Consider the following 20203-nt stretch of genomic DNA (forward strand, 5'->3'; position numbering starts at 1 on the left):
TGGAGGCCGGTTTCACCGGAATAGCGCCGGGAATGCGAAGCGGTTCACACGTCTTTTAAGGCTCACGCGGCGCCCTTTGGTTGCACAGGCGCCGCATGGTCGCGACTCAGCGCGGTGGCGCTGTGAGAATGTTGACACGACGCAGGCTGGCGCCGGCGAGTGGGTAGCCGACGGGGCTGTCGGCAGGGTAGGTGCCTGCGGGGGAACCGGTATCCACGCCAACGTCAAAGGTTTCATCAATCGAGAAAAAGCTCGGTGGCGTGGCCGCTATGCGGGCCGCCTCCACGGGTTTGCCGTCGACTATCAGGGTGAACTCACCACCTTTTGCGTAGCCGCCACCGTCGTAGGCAAAGTTCAGCGCTAACTGCACGTCACCGCTCACCGCTTCGTCTCCCTGCAGGGTAATCTCGCCCTGCTCAAAGCTGCGATAACGGAAAACAGGTCGCGATTGGTTGTCGAGGTACAGGCTCCAACCGGCTACCGTGCCGCCCATGGTGACGATGACCCCACGTGGCTCCGGCCCGGTCAGGGTCGCCTCCAGTGACCAGGAGCGGTTGAACAGGGGCGGCCCCTGTGTCTCGGGAATGCCAACCGCCTCGGGCCCGTAGCTGAATTCGCGCCGCTCCCCCCGCAGGCTGGGAAGCGGGTGACTATTCATCGTATCCATGGCGCTGCGCAACGGCAGGATGCCCAGCCGCCCGGCTTCTCTCTGGAACTCTGCCTGCAATTCGGTCAGTTTCTCCGGCCTGCTGTCGGCGAGATTGCGGGCCTGGCTGAAGTCCTCTTCGAGGTTGTACAGCTCCCAGCGGTCATCTTCCATGGCGCTTGGCGCCCCAGGCAAACCGACGCTCCAGGGCAGGCGCTGGTGGAAGGCAGAAGCCATCCAGCCCTCGTGATAGATGGCCCGGTTGCCGTTGACTTCAAACAGCTGGGTGGGATGGTGCTCTGGTGCATCGTCTTGTGACAGGCTGGCAAGAAAACTGCTGCCGTCCATCGGGCGCTGGGCTACGCCTCGCACGGTCTCCGGGGCGCCAATTGCCAGCGCATCCAGAATGGTTGGTACCACGTCATTGACGTGGGTGAACTGCGAGCGCAGGCCGCCGGCCTGCTCGCCCATGACCCGGGGCCAGCTGACCACTGCGCCCACCCGGGTACCGCCCAGGTGCGAGGCGACCTGTTTAACCCACTGGAAAGGGGATGTCAGCGCCCAGCCCCAGCCCGCTGGATATTGCGGGTAGGTGGTTTCGTCGCCGATGCGGTCCAGCGCGGCGAGTTGTTGCTCGAGGGTCTCGGGCATGCCCTGCAGCGCGCCCATGTAGTTGATGCTGCCCTCCAGCCCGCCTTCTGCGCTGCTGCCGTTGTCACCTGCGATGTAGATGAACAGGGTGTTGTCGAGCTGCCCGCGCTGACGCAGGGCGCTGGTCAGGCGCCCCACCTGGGCATCAGTATGTTCCAGAAAACCCGCGTAGGTTTCCATCAGCCGCTCGGCAACCTGCTTTTGTTCAGGGGTCAGGCTGTCCCAGGCAGGCAGGGCCTCAGGTGCGGGAGTCAGTGCGGTATCGGCGGGCACAATGCCCAGCGCTTTTTGCCGTTCCAGAATGGTTTCGCGCATCTGGTTCCAGCCCGCGGAGAAGTGGCCCTCGTAGCGGCGGATCCAGGGTGCCGGCACCTGCAGCGGCGCATGCGTAGCGCCGGGTGCCAGGTACACGAAGAAGGGCTTGTCGGGAGACAAGGACTGCACCAGGTCGACCCAGCCGATGGCCTCGTCCACAATGTCCTCGGTAACATGGTAGCTGTCCCCGGCCGGGCGTCTCACTGCCGTCGTGCCGCGGTAGAGCGTGGGTTCGTACTGGTCTGTCTCTCCGCCCAGAAAGCCATAGAACGTGTCAAAACCGACGCCGGTGGGCCAGCGGTCAAAGGGGCCAATCGGAGACGATTCCCAGGTTGGGGTCAGGTGCCATTTGCCAAATGCCCCGGTGCTGTAGCCCTGCTCGCGGAGGATTTCCGCGATGGTGGCAGTTTCGGGGCGCAGCACACCCTGGTACCCGGGCAGCGTGCTGGCGGAGTTCAGCACGGCCCCCACGTTGGCGGCGTGGGCGTCGCGCCCGGTAAGCAATGCAGCTCGCGTGGGTGAGCAGATGGCGGTGGTGTGGAAGCGGTTGAAGCGCAACCCGCTTTGGGCCAGAGCATCCAGTGTGGGGGTTTCCACCGGGCCACCGAAGGTGCTGGTGGCACCAAAGCCCACATCGTCGAGCAGTACGATGACAATATTGGGTGCATTTGCCGGCGGTTGCGGCAAGGTGATGGCCGCCGCAGTGCCGCTGGCGAAGAGCGCTGTGGCCAGGACCCAGGAGGTGCAACAGCGTACCAGTGTGATGACCAGTTTGCCTGCCTGGCGTGGTGTTATACACATTGCGTCACATCCTCTGGGGGTTGGCGTTCGTTATTCCGATGTACGGGCGAACTCCACGTTCGCAGATGCCGGTTTCGATGCATATCCCGTTGCATTGAGTCCCCAGAAAACAGCAGATAAAACGCTTACCCTGCATCGGGTTGGTAGAGTTCACGCAGCAGTTCCGGCGGACTTTCACACACCTCGGTCAACAGGTTCACGGTCAACTCGACGCCGGCGGGTGGCTCGCCAGGTTGCACTGGTCTGCCGTCCTCCAGCCACAGGCTGAGCAGCGCCTCGTAGGGGAACGCATTGGCGCCCCCCGGGGGCTGTGCAGATGCGCTGTCCAGCGTGACGCGCAGTACCTGCTGGTGGTCGGCGAGTTGCTTTCCCCATGCGGTGACGCTGTCGACAAAGTTGCCTCCAGCTCCGGCAATGGGATTTAACAGCAGTATCTGCCGCAACCGCCCAGGGGCCTCAACGTCTCGTGGTGGCCCCGCCAACAACGACTCTTCCGCGCCGGCCGGACGAATCAAACGCTGCTCCATGAAGCGGCGCTCGTCAGCGTCGAGCATTTCTCTCACGCGGCCACTGTGCACCCCGGCTACGTCCAGATCCGGGGCAAAGAAGAACTCGGTGATGACGTCAAAGTCGACCGCGGGTGAGGCGGAGATCACATGATTACGGACGTACTTGGCGAAGGGGAAGTAGCGGCTACCCAGGCGTGAGTGGTTGTTCTCGTAGTAGTCACGAAAGGCCTCCGGGCTGGTGCCGGAGAGGCGACTGAGCAGGCAGATCGATTTCATGCTGGATCTCCGGGCACGCTAGCGCGCTCCCTCTCTAAACCGCTCCATTTCCTGGTCAATGGTAAATGAAGCCGGACGTTGACGGGGTGGGAACTCCTGGAACGAGGCCAGGAACTGGCGCACGAGAATCGCACCGGGAATACCGCGCGCGGCGATCTTCTTGTCCCACCAGCGGTTGTACATATTGGAGTCTGTGTCCGCCCGCTCAAAGGGGTCCTGGCGGAGGTTGAATATCTTCGGTATGCGCAACTGTACGAACGGGTCGCGCCACACATCGAAGCGGTTCGCACGCTGCTCGGCAAATACCAGCTTCCAGTCGCCATCGCGTACCGCCAGCAAGTCGCCATCGTCGCTCGCATAGAAGAACAGCTTGCGCGGGCCCTCTTGCACTTCACCCGTCAGGTAGGGCAGGAAATTGTAGCCATCGAGGTGCACCTTGTAGGTCTTGCCGCCCGCCCTGTGACCATCCAGCAAGTCGGCTTTGATATCGGGATCTCCCGCCGCCGCCATGAGGGTGGGCACCCAGTCGAGATGCGACATGATCTCGTTGGAGATACTGTTGGCGGCCACTTCGCCCGGCCAGCGCACAATGGCGGGGACGCGGAAGCCGCCTTCCCAGTTGGTGTTCTTTTCGCCGCGGAAGGGTGTGATACCGGCATCCGGCCACTGGTTGTAGTGCACGCCGTTGTCCGTGGTGTAGATCACGATGGTGTTGTCGGCAACGCCGAGCTCATCGAGTTTGGCGAGCAGGGTTCCCACGTGGTTGTCGTGCTCGACCATGCCGTCGTTGTAAAAGCCCTGGCCGGAAAGGCCACTGCTTTCACTCTTCAGGTGCGTGTAGTAATGCATGCGCGTGGAGTTGAACCAGACAAAGAAAGGTTTGTCACTGGCGTGCGCGCGATCCATGAAGTTCAGTGAGGCGGCCAGGAACTCTTCATCCACCGTTTCCATGCGCTTGCGGTTCAGCGGGCCGAGGTCTTCTATCTTGCCATCGGCAGTCGAGCGAATGACACCGCGCGGGGTGATCAGCCGGGTCATGTTGGGGTCGGTCGGCCAGGCAGGGTCTTCCGGGGCCTCCTCGGCATTGAGGTGGTAGAGGTTGCCGAAGAACTCATCGAATCCGTGGTTGGTGGGCAGGAATTCATCCCGGTCACCGAGGTGGTTCTTGCCGAACTGCCCGGAGGTATAACCCAGTGGCTTGAGTAGCTCGGCAAGCGTCGGGTCCTCCGGCTGAATACCGACATCGGCTCCAGGGACACCCACTTTGGTGAGCCCCGTGCGCAGTGGATGCTGCCCGGTGATGAAGGCGGAGCGTCCCGCCGTACAGCTCTGTTCACCGTAGTAGTCGGTGAAGATCATGCCCTCGTTGGCGATGCGGTCGATGTTGGGCGTCTGGTAACCCATCATGCCGAGGCTATATTTACTGATGTTGGTGATACCGATGTCGTCGCCCATGATGACCAGAATATTGGGCCGTTCGGCGGCGGAAGCATTGGCAGCCAGGCCCATCAGCAAGGTGGCGCAGAGAGCGCGCAGAATGCCGCTGCGGCGCGAGGGTCGTGGACGCATTATTATTCTCCTCTGTGTGATTAACACGGCGGCTGCGCGAGGTCAGCGCCGCATCAAACTGACTGAAGGTTATGGGCTCACCGTAGAGCTGTCAACGAATGGCTGTCGTGAGCTACTCGGGCACGGCGATCCACTGGTGCAGCGCTTCGTTGAACGCGCGCGACAGGGCGGCGGTGGAAACGCCAATCATCAGTGCGCCGTTAATGGCCTCCAGCGGCCCGAGCAAGCGCCGCTCGGGTGACATCACGATATCGCCGTAACCCAAAGTCGCGAAGTTGACGGCGGAGTGATAGACCGCGTCGCCCAGCGTGGCGAATTCCCCCAGTGCGTAGAACAGCAGGGCCCAGGCGGTGAACTGCAGTGTATTACCGGCGATAAGGATCAGCATCAGCCCGCTGGTGACGCGCATGGCCGAGAGAAAACCGGATTGCGCACGGTGGCGGCGCTGGTGAATGTAGTAGCGCAAAGCGGCAACCACCAGCACACCCTGCAGTAACAGGCAGAAGCTCATCATGGTGAGGCCGAGCAACAGGTTTTGCAGCATTAGCTCACTCCCTTGCGTAGCGGTGAATGTGGCCGGCGCTGGGCGATTGCGCGGCGCGCCTTTTCCAGAGACGACATGGCCAGTACGGCATAGACGGTAACGGCGAGAAACAGTGCCATGCGCACGGCAAACGCCCGGAATACGTCGTTGCCCTGTGCGCTGTCCTGAACCGCGGCCCCCAGCAGAATGATCAGCGTGGTCAGCGTATTGACCCAGAACGTCGGTGGCAGGCGCGAGGGCAGTACGCCGTAGATCCCGGCCGCCAGCGCGAGGCTCACAAGCACCATCCAGCCGGTGAAGAACCAGAGGTTTGGCGCCAGCTGCAGACAGCACCAGACCAGTACCGCGCAGACTCCTCCCAGAGCCGTGGAACCGATCAACTCGCGCCCGGCTGTGCGCAGGGCCGTGTTGGTCGCCTCGCGGCCCAGTAGAATGCTCTTCACGGTCACGGGCAGATACAGTGCCGGGTTGGTCAGTGTGAGCAGAAACGCCGGCATTACAATGAGGGTGGCACGCAGCGACAGCCATCGGGCTTGCGGCGCAGAGCTGGGTTCCGGTGCGGCAGCGGGGGTTCCGTGGTCTTCCGGGAACAGCGGGTAGGCAATCCAGTGCGCCACCACGGCGATGGCAATGCCTGCGGCCAGTGCCGTAATGACCGCACTGGCGAGTGCCTGGCTGAGCGCGCTGGTCGCCGGTATTACAGTCAACCCGAGTGCCAGCAATGTGGCGGGCGTTTCCTGCCCGCGCTCCAGTGCCATCTGGCTGCTGGCGAACAGCCCCACTGTGATCAGCAGCAGCGCAGAGAACGGCGCGTGTTGCAGTAGTGGCCCGAGTAGCACGCCCAGGCCAAGCGTGACCACCACCAGGGTGATCAGCATCAGCAGTTGCCGCGGACCGGGTGGTGGGGCTGGTTTGGCGCCCAGCAGTACCGCGAACAAAGGGGCAATGTAGGGCAGCGGCATACCCAAACCGTAGCCGAGCGCGAGCGCAATGCCCACGCCGGCGGCAAGGCGGAAGCTGCGACGGGCAGCGATGGGCAGCCGGCGCACCTGCGTCATCAGTAGGCGTAAGAGAGCAGGCTGAGCAGTCGGATGTACAGCTTGCCCAGTGCGCCGAGTACGCCATGGCCCTCGGTATAGGCGATGACCGAGGCCTGGCCACCAATGCGCAGCTGACGCATCACGCTCGGCTCCAACGGCGTGTCAAAAGCGACCTGCACCGGGAAGCGCTGTGCCTGGCGCAGCCAGTCGCGGCTGTTCTGCACACTGGGCAGTGCGCCTGGGGGTGTGTTGCCGCCGGCGCTCACTCCGACGCCAATGTTGCGAATGGAGCCGCGCAGAATGCGTCCGGGCAGGGCGTCGAGCAGAATCTCGACGCGCGCCCCGGGGCGCAGGTTGCCAAGGTTGTTTTCTGTAAAGGCAGCGTTGATCCATACATCGTCAACGGCGATCAGGGTCATGACCGGGGTGCCGGTGCCGGCGAACTGGCCGACTTCAGCACGCAGGTCGGTGATCACCCCCGCCGACTCGGCAACCACCGTGGTGTTGTCGACATCCAGCTGTGCCCGTGCGACGCCGGTTCTGGCTGACTGCAGGAGCGCGTTGTCCGCTTCCGAGTCACCCCCTTTCTGTTCTATGGCGCGTTGAATGTCCGCGGCGGCCGCGGCGACCTGGGCGCTGGCCTGTTCCAGGCCGGCGGCCGATACCTCCAGACGGCGCTCGGAGATGGTGCCCGGGTCTTCCTCGCGCAGACGCTTGAGCCGCGTGTAGTCCTGTTTTGCCTGCAGCTCACCGGCGAGGGCGGCGCGCAATTTGGCGCGCGCGGCCTCCACCGAGGCGTTGCCCGCCTCCACCTGTTTTACCGCGTTTGCGAGCTCGGATTGCGCGCGTTGCAGGGCCAGGCCGTACTGGTCCTGATCGATGCTGAACAGTACTTGCCCGGCGCCAACGCGCGCGTTGTTCTCCACGGCAACCTCGGTGATGATGCCGGCGACCTTGGGCGCTACGCCAACCACATACCCTTCAACGCGAGCCTGTGAGGTATACGGGGTGAAACGGTCGGCAAGCAAGTACCAACCCAGGCTCGCCAGCAGCAGGACAAGCACCCCAAGGCTACCGCGGGCAACGCTGCGCCCAGGTTGCTCGCTCTCTGCGGTGTCGGGGGCTTCCTCGAGTGCCTCATCGCTGTGCTGTGTTTCGTTCATGGCGTGTTATCCGGTTCCTGGGGCAACGGGGCGTCAAGCAGTTCGCCCCAGTCGGTGCGCTCGCGCATCGTCTCGCGTAGCGCGGCGGGCAAAAAGGTCGCGTTGTCGGCCGCGGTCCAACCGCCGCCCAGCGCGCGATAGAGGTCGATAACAGCCGCGACATGCTGCCCGCGGTTGATGACTGCACGGTCCGACTGAGCGAAGGTCACCGCCTGTGCATCCAGTACGCGCTGGAAGCTGGAGTATCCTTCCTGATAACGGCGGGTTGCAATGGTCAGGGAGCGCTCGGCTGCGACCAGCGACTGGTCGAGAATATCCTGCGTATCACGGGTGCGGGCTATGCGGCTGGCGGCATCATCCATTTCGCGAGCGGCATTGAGTGCTGTGCCTCGGAAACGCTCCAGCGCCTGTTGCAGGCGCGCATCCTGTACGCGCACGCTATTTTCGATACGTCCGTAATTGAACAGGTTCCAGCTCACACGTGGCCCCATTGCCAGCTGTGTTGTTTCGCCCAGGATGTTGAGGCTGTTGTCGCTCCAGCTGAGTACTCCGAACAGCGATATGGCGGGGTACAGATCAGCCTGCGCAATGCCCACTTGAGCGGATTGGGCCGCGGCTTGCCATGCGGCGGCGCGAACATCCGGCCGGCGCAGCAGAAGTTGCGCCGGGATGGCGGTCAGGGCGCTTGGCTCCAGCACGGGCAGTTGGCTGTTCACCGCAGAGAGCTCAGGCACATTGCCGGGCGCGCGACCCAGCAACGCGCCCAGTGCGTTGCGGGTCTGGGTGAGGGCGAGCTGCAGGCCGGGAATGGTTGCCAGGGTAGAAAGATACTGCGACTTTGCCTGTTGCAGGTCGAGCTCGGAATCCTGCCCCCGTTCAAATCGCCGCTCGGTAATTTGGTAGCTGCGTTCCTGCAGGGCCACGTTACGTTCAGCGATTTCGATGCGCTGCAAGGTTGTCTTGTAGTTGAAGTACAGTGTGGCGAGCTGCGCAGTGAGCAGTACCTGCGCATCACGTTGCGCGGCGATGGAGGCGAAGTAGGCGGCGTCCGCCGACTCGATGCCACGCCGGAAACGCCCCCAGAAATCCAGCTCCCAGCCCAGATTGAAGGCGAGTTCGCCGCTGCTCAGGTCCCGTGTGTCCCCGCCAGCCCGATGCTGGTTGACCCACGCCGCATTGCCACTGACTGTTTGCACTTGCGGGTAGCTCAGGCCGGTCGCGATGCCCGCGAGCGCGCGGCTCTCCAGAATGCGCAGGCCGGTGATGCGCAGTGAGGGGTTCTCGCTGCGAGCGACACGCATGAGCTCACTGAGTGTGGGATCGCTGAACTGTGCCCACCAGGCATCAAGTGTGACCGGCCCGGTGGCGCTGCTGGCGGGCGATTCACCATACAACTGTGGTTGCCAGTCCTGCAGCCAGGCCTGTTCTGGTTCCTGGAAATCAGGCCCCAACGGGGCACAGGCGGCAATGCTGAGCAGCCCGAGCACGGCGGTGACATGGCGCAGCGAGTTCAACACCGATGGACCTTACCCGTTTGGTTCGGCGGGCGGGTCGGCGGGGCGCGTTTCATTTACCCAGGCCATGAATACCTGGTAGGCCATGGCAAGAATGACGGCACCGGCGAAGAGGCCGATGAGGCCACTGCTCAGCATGCCGCCCAGTGCACCCAGCAACACGATGGGCATGGGCACGGCAACGCCGCGGGCGAGGAACATGGGTTTCAACACGTTATCGGCGAGCCCGGCGATCACAAGGTAGATTGTGAGCAGGGTGTTGACCATTGTTGAGCCATCGCCGGCGGCCCAAACCCAAATGATGGCCGGTATGGTGAACAAAGCGGCTGGCACCTGCACAATGCCGAGAAGCAGCGCGGCTACCGCGAGAATACCGGGTATCGGGATACCCGCCAGCAGAAAGCCTACGCCCAGTAATAAGGCCTGGATGAAAGATACGCCCACAACACCCATGGCGACCGAGCGCACGGTGGCCACAGACAGCGTATGCAAATCATCGCCAACCTGTTCACCGCAGATACGGCGAAAGATACGCTGGGTTGTGGATGCGCCCGGCTGGGCATAGGCCATCATCACACCCGCGATGATAAAAGAGGCCAACAGGGACAACAAGGTACCTACACCCCCCAGCAAGGCTGAGGCTGCGCGACGAGTAGTATCACGCAACTGCTGCTGGTGTTCACCGATAAACTCGGCAAGGTTCGCTGACGCCGATTGCCAGGTGGCGTGAATTTGTGGGCCCACCAACGGCCATTCGGCGACGTTGTCGCCGGGTGGTGGCAGGTGAAACGTCCCGTCCATCACCGCGCCGTAGGCACGCAGCATGTCGTCGATGAACGACATGCCGAGCATGACGGTGGGCGTGCCCAGCAAGGCGAGAATGGCCAGCACCAGTAGCGTTGCAGACCAGCCACCGCTGATGCCCAGCCTGGTGGCGATCCAGCGGGTAATGGGGTAGAGCGCAATCGCAAGTACCACGGCCCAGGTCATCAGCGCGGCGAAGGGGGCGAACACGCGCATGGCCAGCCAGGCCAGCAGCGCCGCCAGCCCCAGACGGATAACAAGGTCGACCACAGGGGTTTGTGGCGGGGGAGTGGGTAGTGTGGTCATCAGGGGCTCGTCCTGGCAGCGGGTGCTGTTACTGTTGTTGTGGGCATTGCCGCGGGTAATGCAACTTTAGCCTTGCAACATAGCGAAAAATGACGCTGGATACCATGACAAACACATGACCCGCACCGGAAACTCGCCGCCATGACCGACTCGCTTGCCAGCGCACTTGAGCTGCCCTGTGGCCTGCAGCTGCCAAACCGTATCGCCAAGGCCGCCATGACGGAAGGCCTGGCAACGCCCGATGGTGTGCCGACACCGGCGTTGAACCAGCTCTATCAGCGTTGGGCCGCCGGTGGTGCCGGCTTGCTGCTGACCGGCAATGTGATTGTCGATCGCAACCACCTGGAGCGTCCCGGCAATGTGGTGGTTGATTGCGAGCCGGACGCTGCCATGCGCGCAGCGCTGGCTGGCTGGGCGCAGGCGAGCACCGCGGGCGGCAATCTCGCCTGGGTGCAGCTGAGCCACGCGGGTCGACAGACCATGAAGTCGGTCAACAAACACCCGCAAGCGCCATCGGCAGTCCAGCTGGGTTTGCCCGGCGGCCAGTTTGGCACACCAGTGGCACTTGCCACCGAAGAGATTGCCGGTCTGGTGCAGCGTTTTGCCATTGCCGCGCGCGCAGTTTGTGAGGCGGGTTTCAGCGGCGTTCAGGTGCACGCAGCGCACGGCTACCTGCTCTCGCAGTTTCTCAGTCCGCGCAGCAACCAACGGCGCGACGAGTATGGCGGCAGCCTGGAAAATCGCGCCCGCCTCCTGCTGCAGGTGGTGGCGGCGGTGCGCGACGCTGTTGGCCCCCGCGCCGCCGTGGCCGTCAAGCTGAACAGTGCGGATTTCCAGCGCGGGGGTTTTAATTTCGATGACAGCTTGCGGGTCGCCGGGTGGCTGGAAGCGGCGGGTGTTGACCTGATCGAGATTTCCGGTGGTACCTATGAACAGCCCCGCCTGCTCGGGGTAGAGGGGCTGGAGGCACCCGATCCGCAGGGAGTGGCGGCCTCCACCCTGGAGCGAGAGGCCTATTTTGTCGACTTTGCGCTGGCCATGCGGCGGGAGGTGAGTGTGCCACTGATGGTGACAGGCGGTTTTCGCACGCGTGCTGCGATGCAGGAGGCGCTGGCATCTGGCGGCGTCGACGTGATCGGCCTGGGTCGACCGATGTGCCTGCAGCCGGATGCGCCCGCGCGCTTGCTGGCGGGCGCCGCTGCGGTTCCTCGCTATGAAGAGGGGCGGGGCCTGCTGCCAGGTTGGATGCACGCCTTGAAACGCTTTCAAATCATGAAGACGCTGGACACCTTTGCGGCGCAATATTGGTTCTATGCGCAACTGGACGCCCTGGGCAAACGCGGTGCGGTGGAGCCAGAACTTTCGGTGTTGCGCGGGGCGCTGCGGGTGGCGATTGAGCAGCAGCGTTTGCTGCGCGGGCGAACGCGGGTAGGTTGAAGTCGCGCTTTACCGGCTTTTCAGCCGTGCTGAAAGTTGGAGCGGGTGATGGGAATCGAACCCACGCTATCAGCTTGGGAAGCTGAAGTTCTGCCATTGAACTACACCCGCTTGGCCCGGGCGATGTTAGCCTGAAGCGGGAGTGGCGTCAAAGCCGCACGTTACTGTAATTGCTCGTCCTGTTGCACTTCCACAATGCCTGCTGGATCCTGGTGGATGACCACATCGGCACCCGGCATCGCCGCGATGACCGCGGCTTCCACTTCGTCCGAGATGCGATGCGCCTTGACCAGGGGCATGCTGCCGTCCAGCTCCAGGTGCATCTCCACAAAGTCGATGCGCCCGGCGCTGCGGGTGCGCAGGTCATGCACCCCGCGGACCTCGGGATGGGTTTCTGCAATGGCGATAATCTGCGCACGCTGGGTGTCTGGCAGTTCTCTGTCGACCAGTTCGTTGAAGGCGGAGCGCATGATACTGCGCGCCGACCAGAGGATGTACAGCGCAGCGGCAATGGCGAACAGCGGGTCGGTGCCGGGCCAGCCAAACTGGGCCAGCAGCAGGGCTACCACCACGCCGGAATTGGTCAGCAGGTCAGTGCGGTAGTGCAAGGCATCCGCGCGGATGGCCGCCGAGTTGGTGCGGCGTATCACGTAGCCCTGGAAAACGAGCAGCACGGCGGTGGCCGCGATGGTGATCAGCATCACGGCCAGGCCCACGCCAAATGCGCCGATGGGTTCTGGTTGCAGCAGGCGCCTGCAGGCCTCCACCAGCAGCAGCAGGCCGGAAACGATAATAAATGCGCTCTGCGCCAGTGCCGCAATCGACTCGGCCTTGCCGTGCCCGAAGCGGTGCTGACGATCGGCGGGCTCCAGGGCATAGCGTACGGCAAACAGGTTGAGTAGAGAGGCCCCGGAATCCATCAGTGAATCCACCAACGACGCCAGTATGCTCACTGAAGAGGTCTGCCAGTAGGCGACGCTCTTGGCCAGTATCAGCACCGCGGCGACGGTGACCGAGGCATACGTCGCCATCTTCATCAGGCGCGCGGCCTGCTCGGGTGATGTCGGGGCGTTCATGAGTGTGGATGTCCGCTGCGGGGTGGCCTGGCAGCAGGATAGAGCAGCGGCGCGGCATTGGCAAAGAATCAGCCCTGCCCGGGCTGTGCCAGGCCAGGGTCTGCGATCCAGCCCTCGAGGGCGTCAGTGCCGGCAGGCAGGCCAAACTGTGGTGGGCCCTGACGCCAGGCCCAGGCCGCTTGAATGGCGCACAGCAGGGCATCCAGCGTATCGGCGCCGGGGTCGTCCGCCAGAGTATCCGGGGCGCTCACGCGCAGCCCATAGCGGTCCTGCACGGCTGCGCCGCGCACGGCGTGCAGCAGGTCACGGCGGGCCTGTGCCTGCGCCGCTGTCTGTTTGCTGCGGGTATCCTGCTTATAGCTGCGCCGGCCAATGCAGTGCCTTGCCAGCAGGCCGGGGTAAGCTTCTACCGCAATGCGGCCCGGATCGCCGCGCTGCAGACCCGCCACCGTCACCCCGGATGCCAGCAGCCGCGGCGCGCCCTCGAAGAACATCAAGCCCACCGGTACGCCGTAGAGCTTTTGCGGGCTGATGGCGCCCGCCAGCGCATCGCTCTGGCGCCGGTGCTCGCGGTCCCCCGCCGGTCGGCCGCTGCGATAGTCATCCAGCGCGCTGCGAAAGCCGGCCCGCCCGAGCCCTTGCGCCAGGCCCACGTAGTCTGCCCATTGCTCGGGCCAACCGATGTTGCGGATGAAGCGGCGTGCTTGCCCAAAGGGGAAGTCCAGCCCCGCAACCCAGGGCCCGGGCCGGTCGAGGAGCGCTTCAAACGCCTCGAAACTCTCCAGGCGGTGGAGCGTGCCAGCTTCGAGGTGATCACCCTGCAGTGTGCACTGCAGGGCGGTAATGGGCTTGGCCCGGCGCGGGCGGCTGGTGAAATCGATGCCCAGGATCTGCATTGCGCGTGGCGTCTCCGTACGGTAGCTGCGCCTGTCATATTAAACCGATCAACCTGTACGCGCAGCCAGACATCGCGGTGGCCGCCTGCCGGGAGTACTATGCGGGCACATGGCACAAATACGAGGGCAGCCCAGCATGGCGTCAAGCACTGTACCCACCCCTTTCGATCCGGTTACTATCGGCCCGCTCACCCTGCGCAACCGGTTCATCAAGTCGGGCGCCAATGAAGCGATGTGCCTGGACGGTAAACCGACCAAGGCACTGGTGAAGCATCACCGCGACCTGGCGGCGGGCGGCGTGGGCATGACCACGGTGGCCTACATGGCGGTGGCCAAGGTTGGGCGCACCTTACCCAACCAGATCTGGATGCGCCCCGAGGTGATCCCCGACCTGCGTGTACTGACGCAAGCGGTGCATGACGAGGGCGCGGCCATTTCTGCGCAAATCACGCATGGGGGCTCTTTTGTAACCGGCATGAAGGTTGCCGGCCGCACGATCAGCTCCTCCTCCGGCTTCAACCCCGCCGGCCTCATGAAAGGCAATATCCTGCAACGCGCCATGAACGAGGATGACATGGCGCGCGTGGAGGGTGAATTTGTCCGCGCGGCGGAATTGGCGAAAGAAGGCGGCTTTGATGCCGTCGAGTTGCACATGGGCCACGGCTACCTGCTCAACCAGTTCATTTCTCCCCTTAGCAATCGGCGCACCGACGAGTACGGCGGCAGCGCGGAAAACCGTGTGCGCTTCCCGGCGCGCGTGTTGGCGGCGGTGAAACGCGCCGTGGGTAGCGACATGGCGGTACTGGCCAAGATCAATGTGGCCGATGGCACCCGGCGTGGCGCCACGGCGGAAGACGGTATGGTCACCGCCCAGGCGCTGCAGGCGGCGGGCGCAGACATGCTGGTGCTGTCCGGCGGTCGTAATGTGGAGTCCACCTGGTTCATGTTCGGCAGCAATATGAACCGCGAGGTCATCGCTCGTGTGCTCAAACAGCAGGGTGAGTGGATCACGTCGCTGATGATGAAAGCGGCGTCTTCCAGCGAGCCCAAGATCGATTTCAAGCCCATGTACTTCCTGGAATATTCGCGCAAGATTCGCGCCGCGGTCGACATGCCGCTGGCGTATCTCGGTGGCGCCCGCTCGCTGGCCCATGCCGAGCAGTCGCTGGCGGAAGGCTTCGACTGCGTGGTGATGGCGCGGCCACTGATTCACGACCCGGGGCTGGTGAACAAGCTGCGCAGTGGCGAGCTGACTGAATCCGGCTGTGACAACTGCAATGGCTGCGTCGCCTACATCTACCACCCCGCCGGCACCTGGTGTGTGCATAACCCGCCCAACGACCCGGTGTTGAATACCATTCCCGCCGCAGCGGTCCAGTGAAAACCCCAGTGAGGAGTGCCCCATGAGCAGTATTCTTGATCGCTTTCGTCTGGATGGCCAGGTGGCCCTGATTACCGGGGCAGGGCGCGGTATCGGCGCGGCCACCGCGCTCGCTTACGCTGATGCGGGCGCCGATGTAGCCATTTCCGCGCGCACCCTGAGCGAACTGGAAAGCGTTGCGGAAAAGGTGCGCGCTCGCGGTCGTCGCGCGCTTGTCGTGACCTGCGATGTGACGAGTGCTGAGCAGCGCGCGGCTCTGGTGGAGGCCACCCTGGCGGAATTCGGGCGCCTGGATATCCTGGTCAATAACGCGGGTGGTTGGGGCCCCAAGCCAGCGCTGGACACGACCGACGATGACTTTGATGCCTGCTTCCATTTCAATGTGACCTCGGCATTTTCCCTGTCGCGGCTCAGTGTGCCCCATATGGTGGCAACCGCCGGCAAGGGGGCCATTGTCAACATCTCCTCTGTCGCGGGCAGCCTGCCACAGGCGGGTTTTGCCGCCTACGGCACCGGCAAGGCCGCGTTGTCCTGGCTGACACGGGCGCTGGCGCAGGACTTCGCGCCCAAGGTGCGCGTCAACGGCATCGGCGTGGGCGCCACCGTAACTACCGCGCTGGAAAACTTCATGACACCTGAAATGGAACAGACCATGTCCGCGCGCACACCGTTGGCGCGTCTGGGCGAGGCGGAGGATATTGCCGCCTGTGCGCTGTACCTGGCGTCGCCTGCGGCGGCCTATGTCACCGGTGAGATCTGCGGCGTCAATGGCGGGCTGACCTATTCCCAGGTGGAGATGCCCCGGGCGCAGTTCTAGTCTCGCGCACCATGGCGGGACCGGGCCGGCGGCGCTGGCCAATACAGCGGACTTTTTTGCCGCATTTCCTTTCGCGGGCACCTGTCTCCCTGGCGTTGGCGCTTCGGCCTGCTACTTCCGCGCGCACTTCAGTAGCCTGCAGCTGGCCATCGAGGACATAGCCACGGGCTTGCCCAATCGCCCCTGTCCGGCCCAGCGGGAAAGTGCCGATGCCCTGGTGCCTGTTGCCGCTGCCGATATGTACGTCGACAAAACCGGGCATTCTTGAACGTTAGCAAAACATACTGTATGTTCAAATGCGCGGCTGGCGCATTGGTTGCCCCGCTTTCTTGATTGGCTGTACCGACCTTAAGAGGTGCCCTTGTGAGCGACCTGGAACACTTTCGTGCTGATACCCGTGCCTGGCTGGAGGAAAATTGTCCCGCCGCCATGCGTGAACCCGTCCGCGGCTTTGATGACCTGTACATGGGCGGACGCAACCCCGAAGTCGACCATCCCGACCAGCAGCTGTGGTGCGAGCGCATGGCGCAGCGCGGCTGGACCGTGCCACAGTGGCCGCGCGAATACGGTGGCGGTGGCCTGAACAAGGAGGAGGCGAAAATCCTGCAGCAGGAGATGGCGCGACTTGGTGCGCGTCGGCCGCTGGAGAGCTTCGGTATCTCGATGCTTGGTCCGGCCCTGCTCAAGTTCGGTAGCGAAGCGCAGAAGCAGGAGCACCTGCCGCCCATCTGCCGTGGCGAAATTCGCTGGTGCCAGGGCTACTCCGAGCCCAACGCGGGGTCCGATCTGGCCAGCCTGCAAACCCGGGCAGAAGACCGCGGTGACCATTACATCATCAACGGCCAGAAGGTCTGGACCTCCTATGCCGACAAGGCGGACTGGATTTTCTGTCTGGTGCGCACGGACAACACTGGCAGCAAGCACGAAGGCATCAGCTTCGTGTTGTTTGACATGGCCAGCGAGGGCGTGACGACGCGCCCGATCAAGCTGATCAGCGGTTCCTCTCCTTTCTGCGAGACATTTTTCGACAATGTCCGCGCCGACAAGCGCAACCTGGTCGGCGAAGAGGGCAAGGGCTGGGCAATTGCCAAGTACCTTCTCACGCACGAGCGGGAAATGATTTCCGCGTTTGGTGCTGCACCGGCGAAATCCCTCGGCGCAGTGGCAGTGGAAAACCTGGGATCTGACGCCAGCGGGCGGCTGCGTAACGGCATCCTGCGCCACACTATCGCGCAGTACCAGCTGGATGCACTGGCTTTCGGCGCGACCATGAGCCGCGTGGGAGACGAAGCCAAGGCGGGGCAGGGCCTTGGCGCGGCGTCATCCATCTTCAAATATTACGGCACCGAGCTGAACAAGCGCCGCAACGAACTGAACCTGGCGATCGGCGGCGAGCCGGCGCTGGGCTGGGATGGCGATGTGTACGGCGGCGGCGCCACCAGCCGCGACTGGCTACGCTCCAAGGGTAATTCCATCGAAGGCGGCACCTCCGAGGTGCAACTGAATATTATTGCCAAGCGCGTACTGGGCTTGCCGGATTGAACGCGAGAGGACATTGACATGGCACTGGTACTGACAGAAGAACAGATAATGCTCAAGGAGTCCGCCGCGGGGCTGCTGGCACAGAAAGCCGGGGTGGCGCAGCTGCGGGCGCTGCGCGACGCGGGGGATGCGCGTGGGTTTACGCCCGAGGTCTGGCAGGATATCGCCACCATGGGTTGGCCGGGTATTGCCATTCCCGAAGCCTACGGTGGCCTCGGCTACGGTTACACCGGGCTCGGCCTGGTGCTGGAGCAGGTGGGCCGCCACCTGAGCCCGGTGCCCTTGCAGTCGACGGTACTGCTGGGGGGCACCCTGATCAACGCGCTTGGCAGCGAAGCGCAGAAGCAGTCGCTGTTGCCTGCCGTGGCGGCGGGCGAGCTGCATGTCAGCCTGGCGCTGCAGGAAGGGCCGCAGCATGCTCCCGAAGACACGGCGCTGAAGGCCGAGATTGCCGGCGCAGGATACCGTCTGCAGGGTGAAAAGTGCCTGGTGCTTGATGCGCTCGCGGCGCAGCAGTTCGTGGTGATTGCACGAACCTCCGGCGTTCCCGGTGACAGTGCGGGCCTGACGGCGTTTCTGGTGGCGGCAGACGCGGCGTGCCTGACGGTGGAGCAGCGCAGCCTGGTGGATGCGCGTGGCGTGGGTGCCTTAGAGCTGAACGGGGTAGACGTTGCTGCCAGCGCCGTGCTCGGCGAGGTTGACGCCGCCTGGAACGGACTCAGCCGCAGTCTCGATATCGCCAACATCGGGCTCGCCGCAGAATTGCTGGGTGTAGCCACAGAAGCCTTCGAACGCACCGTGGAGTACCTCAAGGAGCGCAAGCAGTTTGGCAAGGTCATCGGTAGTTTCCAAGGCTTGCAACACCGGGCCGCGGAGCTCTTCGCCGAGCTGGAGCTGGCGCGCTCCATCGTATTGAAAGCCTTGCAGGCGATTGATGCAGATGACCCGCAACTGCCCCTCCTGGCAAGCGCGGCGAAGGCCAAGCTCTGCGAGGTGGCGCAACGGGCCACCAATGAAGGTATCCAGATGCACGGGGGTATCGGCATGACCGACGAGTACGACATCGGCTTCTTTATCAAGCGTGCGCGTGTCGCACAACACACCTTCGGCGACTATAACTATCACCTCGACCGCTTTGCCCAGCTCAGTGGATTCTGAAGCACCCTCTGGCCACCTGGAAGGTAAGTGATATGCAAGCATCCGCGGATCCATTCGCTGACTGTGTGGCCGCGCTGACCGCCTCCGGACAACCCTTCGCACTGGAGACCGTGACGCTGGCCGGCGTGGATTTTCGCTCCTACAGCGGCATGCCCGCCAACCTGGGCCAATACTGCGCGTTGATGCGTCAGCACGGCGATCGCTGTTTCGCCGTGTACCGCGATCAGCGCTACTCCTTTGCTGAAGCCTGGGCGCGCAGCGCGGCATTGGCCGCTGCATTGCAGCAGCGTTTTGAGGTGGCACCAGGGGACCGGGTGGCCATTGCCAGCCGCAACAACCCGGAATGGATGATGGCCTTCATTGCCATTGTCTCGATTGGCGCGGTGGCTGTGCCGATGAATGCCTGGTGGACAACCGAGGAGCTGGATTACGGCATCGAAGACAGCGGCAGCCGCGTGGTAATCGCCGACCCTGAGCGCGTCAGCCGTCTGGCACCTATTGCGACGCGCCACGCGCTGGCGGTGATTGCGGTGGGGGATTGCAGCGATACGGCACTGGAGACGGTGGGTTTCGACGATCTGCAGCGGGACTTTGCGGGTAGTGAGATGCCCGGCGTGGCGGTGGCGCCTGACGACGACGCCACCATCATGTATACCTCCGGGTCTACCGGGCACCCGAAGGGTGCGGTGTCCACGCACCGCGCGGTCTTGGCCGCGCTGTGGAGCTGGCTGCTGCAGGGCACGGTGAACAAACAACTGGCGGGGGAGACGGTGAAGCCGGCCCACGGCCCCGCCGGGTTGCTGACGATCCCCCTGTTTCACTGCACGGCCAGCCACTCGGCGTTCCTGCTTTCGCTGCTGATTGGGCGCAAGCTGGTCATCATGCACAAATGGGATGTGCAGGAGGCCCTGCGGTTGATCGAGGCTGAACGTATTACCTGGTTCAACGGTGTGCCGACCATGTCGTCTGAATTGCAGGCAGCGGCCTTGACGAGCTCCCGCGATGTGTCATCTCTGGTCGAGATTTTCTCTGGCGGCGCCGCCCGCCCACCCGACCAGGTGGGCAAGATCGCCGGTACCTTTCAGCGCTCGGCGCCGGGCATAGGCTACGGGCTCACCGAGACCAACGCCCTGGGCGCAGTGAACGCCGGTGCGGCTTATGTGGCGCGGCCGGAGAGCACCGGCCGGGTGGTACCCGCCGTGACCGAATTCAAAATTATCGACAGTGCCGGGCGCGTCCTGCCCGCCGGCGAGCGTGGCGAGTTGTGTATCAAGTCCACTGCCAATGCGCGCGGGTACTGGAACAAGCCGGAAGCCACACGGGAAGCGTTTATCGACGGCTGGTTCCACACCGGCGATGTCGCCCGCCTGGACGCTGAAGGTTTTCTCTACATCGTCGATCGTATCAAGGACATCATTATCCGCGGTGGTGAAAACATCAGTTGTATCGAGGTGGAAGCCGCCATTCACCGCCATCCCGCCGTGCGCGAAGCGGCCGTGTTCGGCCTGCCGGACGAGCGTCTCGGCGAGAGCGTGGCCGCCGTGGTGGTGCTGCGCGAAGGCGATGAACTTGGCGTGGAAGCGTTGCAGCGTTTCCTGGGTGAGCACCTGGCGGCGTTCAAAGTGCCGCTGCGGGTGTGGCTGCAGACCGAGGCGCTGCCGCGCATTGCCTCAGGCAAGATTTTCAAGCGTCAGCTCAAGGCTCACTACAGTGCCGAACTGACACAGGCGGCCAGCCAGTAAGGGCGGGCTATTATTC

Annotated in this window: 16 protein-coding genes and 1 tRNA gene; 6 read left to right on the forward strand and 11 right to left on the reverse strand. The window is 63.7% G+C overall.

Annotated features, from left to right (window positions below; all coding sequences use genetic code 11):
- Positions 1–106 precede the first annotated feature (106 nt).
- From G533_RS22070 to G533_RS22075, 8 genes are all read right to left on the reverse strand, one after another.
- Complete coding sequence (locus G533_RS22070) at positions 107–2413, reverse strand: arylsulfatase (protein WP_084639005.1); 2307 nt, start codon at positions 2411–2413, stop codon at positions 107–109.
- A 125-nt stretch (positions 2414–2538) separates the two neighbouring features.
- Positions 2539–3198, reverse strand: coding sequence for an EthD domain-containing protein (locus G533_RS0113760; RefSeq protein WP_027950455.1), 660 nt, complete (start codon positions 3196–3198; stop codon positions 2539–2541).
- 18 nt (positions 3199–3216) lie between these two features.
- Complete coding sequence (locus G533_RS0113765) at positions 3217–4767, reverse strand: arylsulfatase (protein ID WP_035528254.1); 1551 nt, start codon at positions 4765–4767, stop codon at positions 3217–3219.
- 112 nt (positions 4768–4879) lie between these two features.
- Positions 4880–5311, reverse strand: a complete 432-nt coding sequence (locus tag G533_RS0113770) for a potassium channel family protein (protein ID WP_027950457.1) — start codon at positions 5309–5311, stop codon at positions 4880–4882.
- Entirely contained in the window at positions 5311–6369 is a 1059-nt protein-coding gene (locus G533_RS0113775) for a DUF2955 domain-containing protein (RefSeq protein WP_084639006.1), read from the reverse strand. Before G533_RS0113775 ends, G533_RS0113770 begins: the two co-directional genes overlap by 1 nt.
- Positions 6369–7514, reverse strand: a complete 1146-nt coding sequence (locus tag G533_RS0113780) for an HlyD family secretion protein (protein ID WP_027950459.1) — start codon at positions 7512–7514, stop codon at positions 6369–6371. The genes G533_RS0113775 and G533_RS0113780 overlap by 1 nt, the downstream gene beginning before the upstream one ends.
- Positions 7511–9031, reverse strand: a complete 1521-nt coding sequence (locus tag G533_RS0113785; protein WP_027950460.1) for an efflux transporter outer membrane subunit — start codon at positions 9029–9031, stop codon at positions 7511–7513. Before G533_RS0113785 ends, G533_RS0113780 begins: the two co-directional genes overlap by 4 nt.
- A 9-nt stretch (positions 9032–9040) precedes the next feature.
- The gene (locus G533_RS22075; RefSeq protein ID WP_051230365.1) at positions 9041–10138 is read right to left on the reverse strand and encodes an AI-2E family transporter; all 1098 of its coding nucleotides are present in this window, start codon (positions 10136–10138) and stop codon (positions 9041–9043) included.
- A 141-nt stretch (positions 10139–10279) separates the two neighbouring features.
- Here G533_RS22075 and G533_RS0113795 point away from each other — a divergent pair, with 141 nt between their 5' ends.
- Positions 10280–11575: an NADH:flavin oxidoreductase/NADH oxidase family protein gene (locus G533_RS0113795; RefSeq protein WP_027950461.1), complete on the forward strand. Its 1296-nt coding sequence runs from the start codon at positions 10280–10282 to the stop codon at positions 11573–11575.
- Positions 11576–11612: 37 nt separating this feature from the next.
- On the opposite strand, the gene G533_RS0113800 is transcribed toward G533_RS0113795, so the two are convergent.
- The 3 genes from G533_RS0113800 to G533_RS22080 all read right to left on the reverse strand — a co-directional run bounded on the left by G533_RS0113800 (position 11613) and on the right by G533_RS22080 (position 13547).
- Positions 11613–11686: transfer RNA gene (locus tag G533_RS0113800), tRNA-Gly, on the reverse strand.
- A 50-nt stretch (positions 11687–11736) separates the two neighbouring features.
- Positions 11737–12651: a cation diffusion facilitator family transporter gene (locus G533_RS0113805; RefSeq protein WP_144079886.1), complete on the reverse strand. Its 915-nt coding sequence runs from the start codon at positions 12649–12651 to the stop codon at positions 11737–11739.
- Positions 12652–12719: 68 nt separating this feature from the next.
- Positions 12720–13547: a DUF429 domain-containing protein gene (locus G533_RS22080; RefSeq protein WP_035528260.1), complete on the reverse strand. Its 828-nt coding sequence runs from the start codon at positions 13545–13547 to the stop codon at positions 12720–12722.
- A 136-nt stretch (positions 13548–13683) separates the two neighbouring features.
- Between G533_RS22080 and G533_RS0113815 the strand changes: the two genes are divergently transcribed.
- From G533_RS0113815 to G533_RS0113835, 5 genes are all read left to right on the forward strand, one after another.
- A complete protein-coding gene (locus G533_RS0113815) occupies positions 13684–14928 on the forward strand; it encodes an NADH:flavin oxidoreductase (protein ID WP_027950463.1) in 1245 nt (414 codons plus the stop codon).
- Positions 14929–14950: 22 nt separating this feature from the next.
- Entirely contained in the window at positions 14951–15745 is a 795-nt protein-coding gene (locus G533_RS0113820; RefSeq protein WP_027950464.1) for an SDR family oxidoreductase, read from the forward strand.
- A 363-nt stretch (positions 15746–16108) separates the two neighbouring features.
- Positions 16109–17287: an acyl-CoA dehydrogenase family protein gene (locus tag G533_RS0113825; protein WP_027950465.1), complete on the forward strand. Its 1179-nt coding sequence runs from the start codon at positions 16109–16111 to the stop codon at positions 17285–17287.
- 18 nt (positions 17288–17305) lie between these two features.
- The gene (locus tag G533_RS0113830) at positions 17306–18445 is read left to right on the forward strand and encodes an acyl-CoA dehydrogenase family protein (protein WP_027950466.1); all 1140 of its coding nucleotides are present in this window, start codon (positions 17306–17308) and stop codon (positions 18443–18445) included.
- 32 nt (positions 18446–18477) lie between these two features.
- On the forward strand, positions 18478–20187 hold the full coding sequence (locus G533_RS0113835; RefSeq protein WP_027950467.1) for a class I adenylate-forming enzyme family protein: 1710 nt from the start codon (positions 18478–18480) through the stop codon (positions 20185–20187).
- The last annotated feature ends 16 nt before the right edge of the window (positions 20188–20203 follow it).

It is taken from the genome of Haliea salexigens DSM 19537 (assembly GCF_000423125.1).
Classification (GTDB): domain Bacteria; phylum Pseudomonadota; class Gammaproteobacteria; order Pseudomonadales; family Halieaceae; genus Haliea; species Haliea salexigens.

Coding starts and splice junctions, on each gene's coding strand:
- G533_RS22070 (WP_084639005.1), bottom strand. CDS start 2,413: ATGTGTATAACACCACGCCAGGCAGGCAAACTGGTCATCACACTGGTA.
- G533_RS0113760 (WP_027950455.1), bottom strand. CDS start 3,198: ATGAAATCGATCTGCCTGCTCAGTCGCCTCTCCGGCACCAGCCCGGAG.
- G533_RS0113765 (WP_035528254.1), bottom strand. CDS start 4,767: ATGCGTCCACGACCCTCGCGCCGCAGCGGCATTCTGCGCGCTCTCTGC.
- G533_RS0113770 (WP_027950457.1), bottom strand. CDS start 5,311: ATGCTGCAAAACCTGTTGCTCGGCCTCACCATGATGAGCTTCTGCCTG.
- G533_RS0113775 (WP_084639006.1), bottom strand. CDS start 6,369: ATGACGCAGGTGCGCCGGCTGCCCATCGCTGCCCGTCGCAGCTTCCGC.
- G533_RS0113780 (WP_027950459.1), bottom strand. CDS start 7,514: ATGAACGAAACACAGCACAGCGATGAGGCACTCGAGGAAGCCCCCGAC.
- G533_RS22075 (WP_051230365.1), bottom strand. CDS start 10,138: ATGACCACACTACCCACTCCCCCGCCACAAACCCCTGTGGTCGACCTT.
- G533_RS0113795 (WP_027950461.1), top strand. CDS start 10,280: ATGACCGACTCGCTTGCCAGCGCACTTGAGCTGCCCTGTGGCCTGCAG.
- G533_RS0113805 (WP_144079886.1), bottom strand. CDS start 12,651: ATGAACGCCCCGACATCACCCGAGCAGGCCGCGCGCCTGATGAAGATG.
- G533_RS22080 (WP_035528260.1), bottom strand. CDS start 13,547: ATGCAGATCCTGGGCATCGATTTCACCAGCCGCCCGCGCCGGGCCAAG.
- G533_RS0113815 (WP_027950463.1), top strand. CDS start 13,684: ATGGCGTCAAGCACTGTACCCACCCCTTTCGATCCGGTTACTATCGGC.
- G533_RS0113820 (WP_027950464.1), top strand. CDS start 14,951: ATGAGCAGTATTCTTGATCGCTTTCGTCTGGATGGCCAGGTGGCCCTG.
- G533_RS0113830 (WP_027950466.1), top strand. CDS start 17,306: ATGGCACTGGTACTGACAGAAGAACAGATAATGCTCAAGGAGTCCGCC.
- G533_RS0113835 (WP_027950467.1), top strand. CDS start 18,478: ATGCAAGCATCCGCGGATCCATTCGCTGACTGTGTGGCCGCGCTGACC.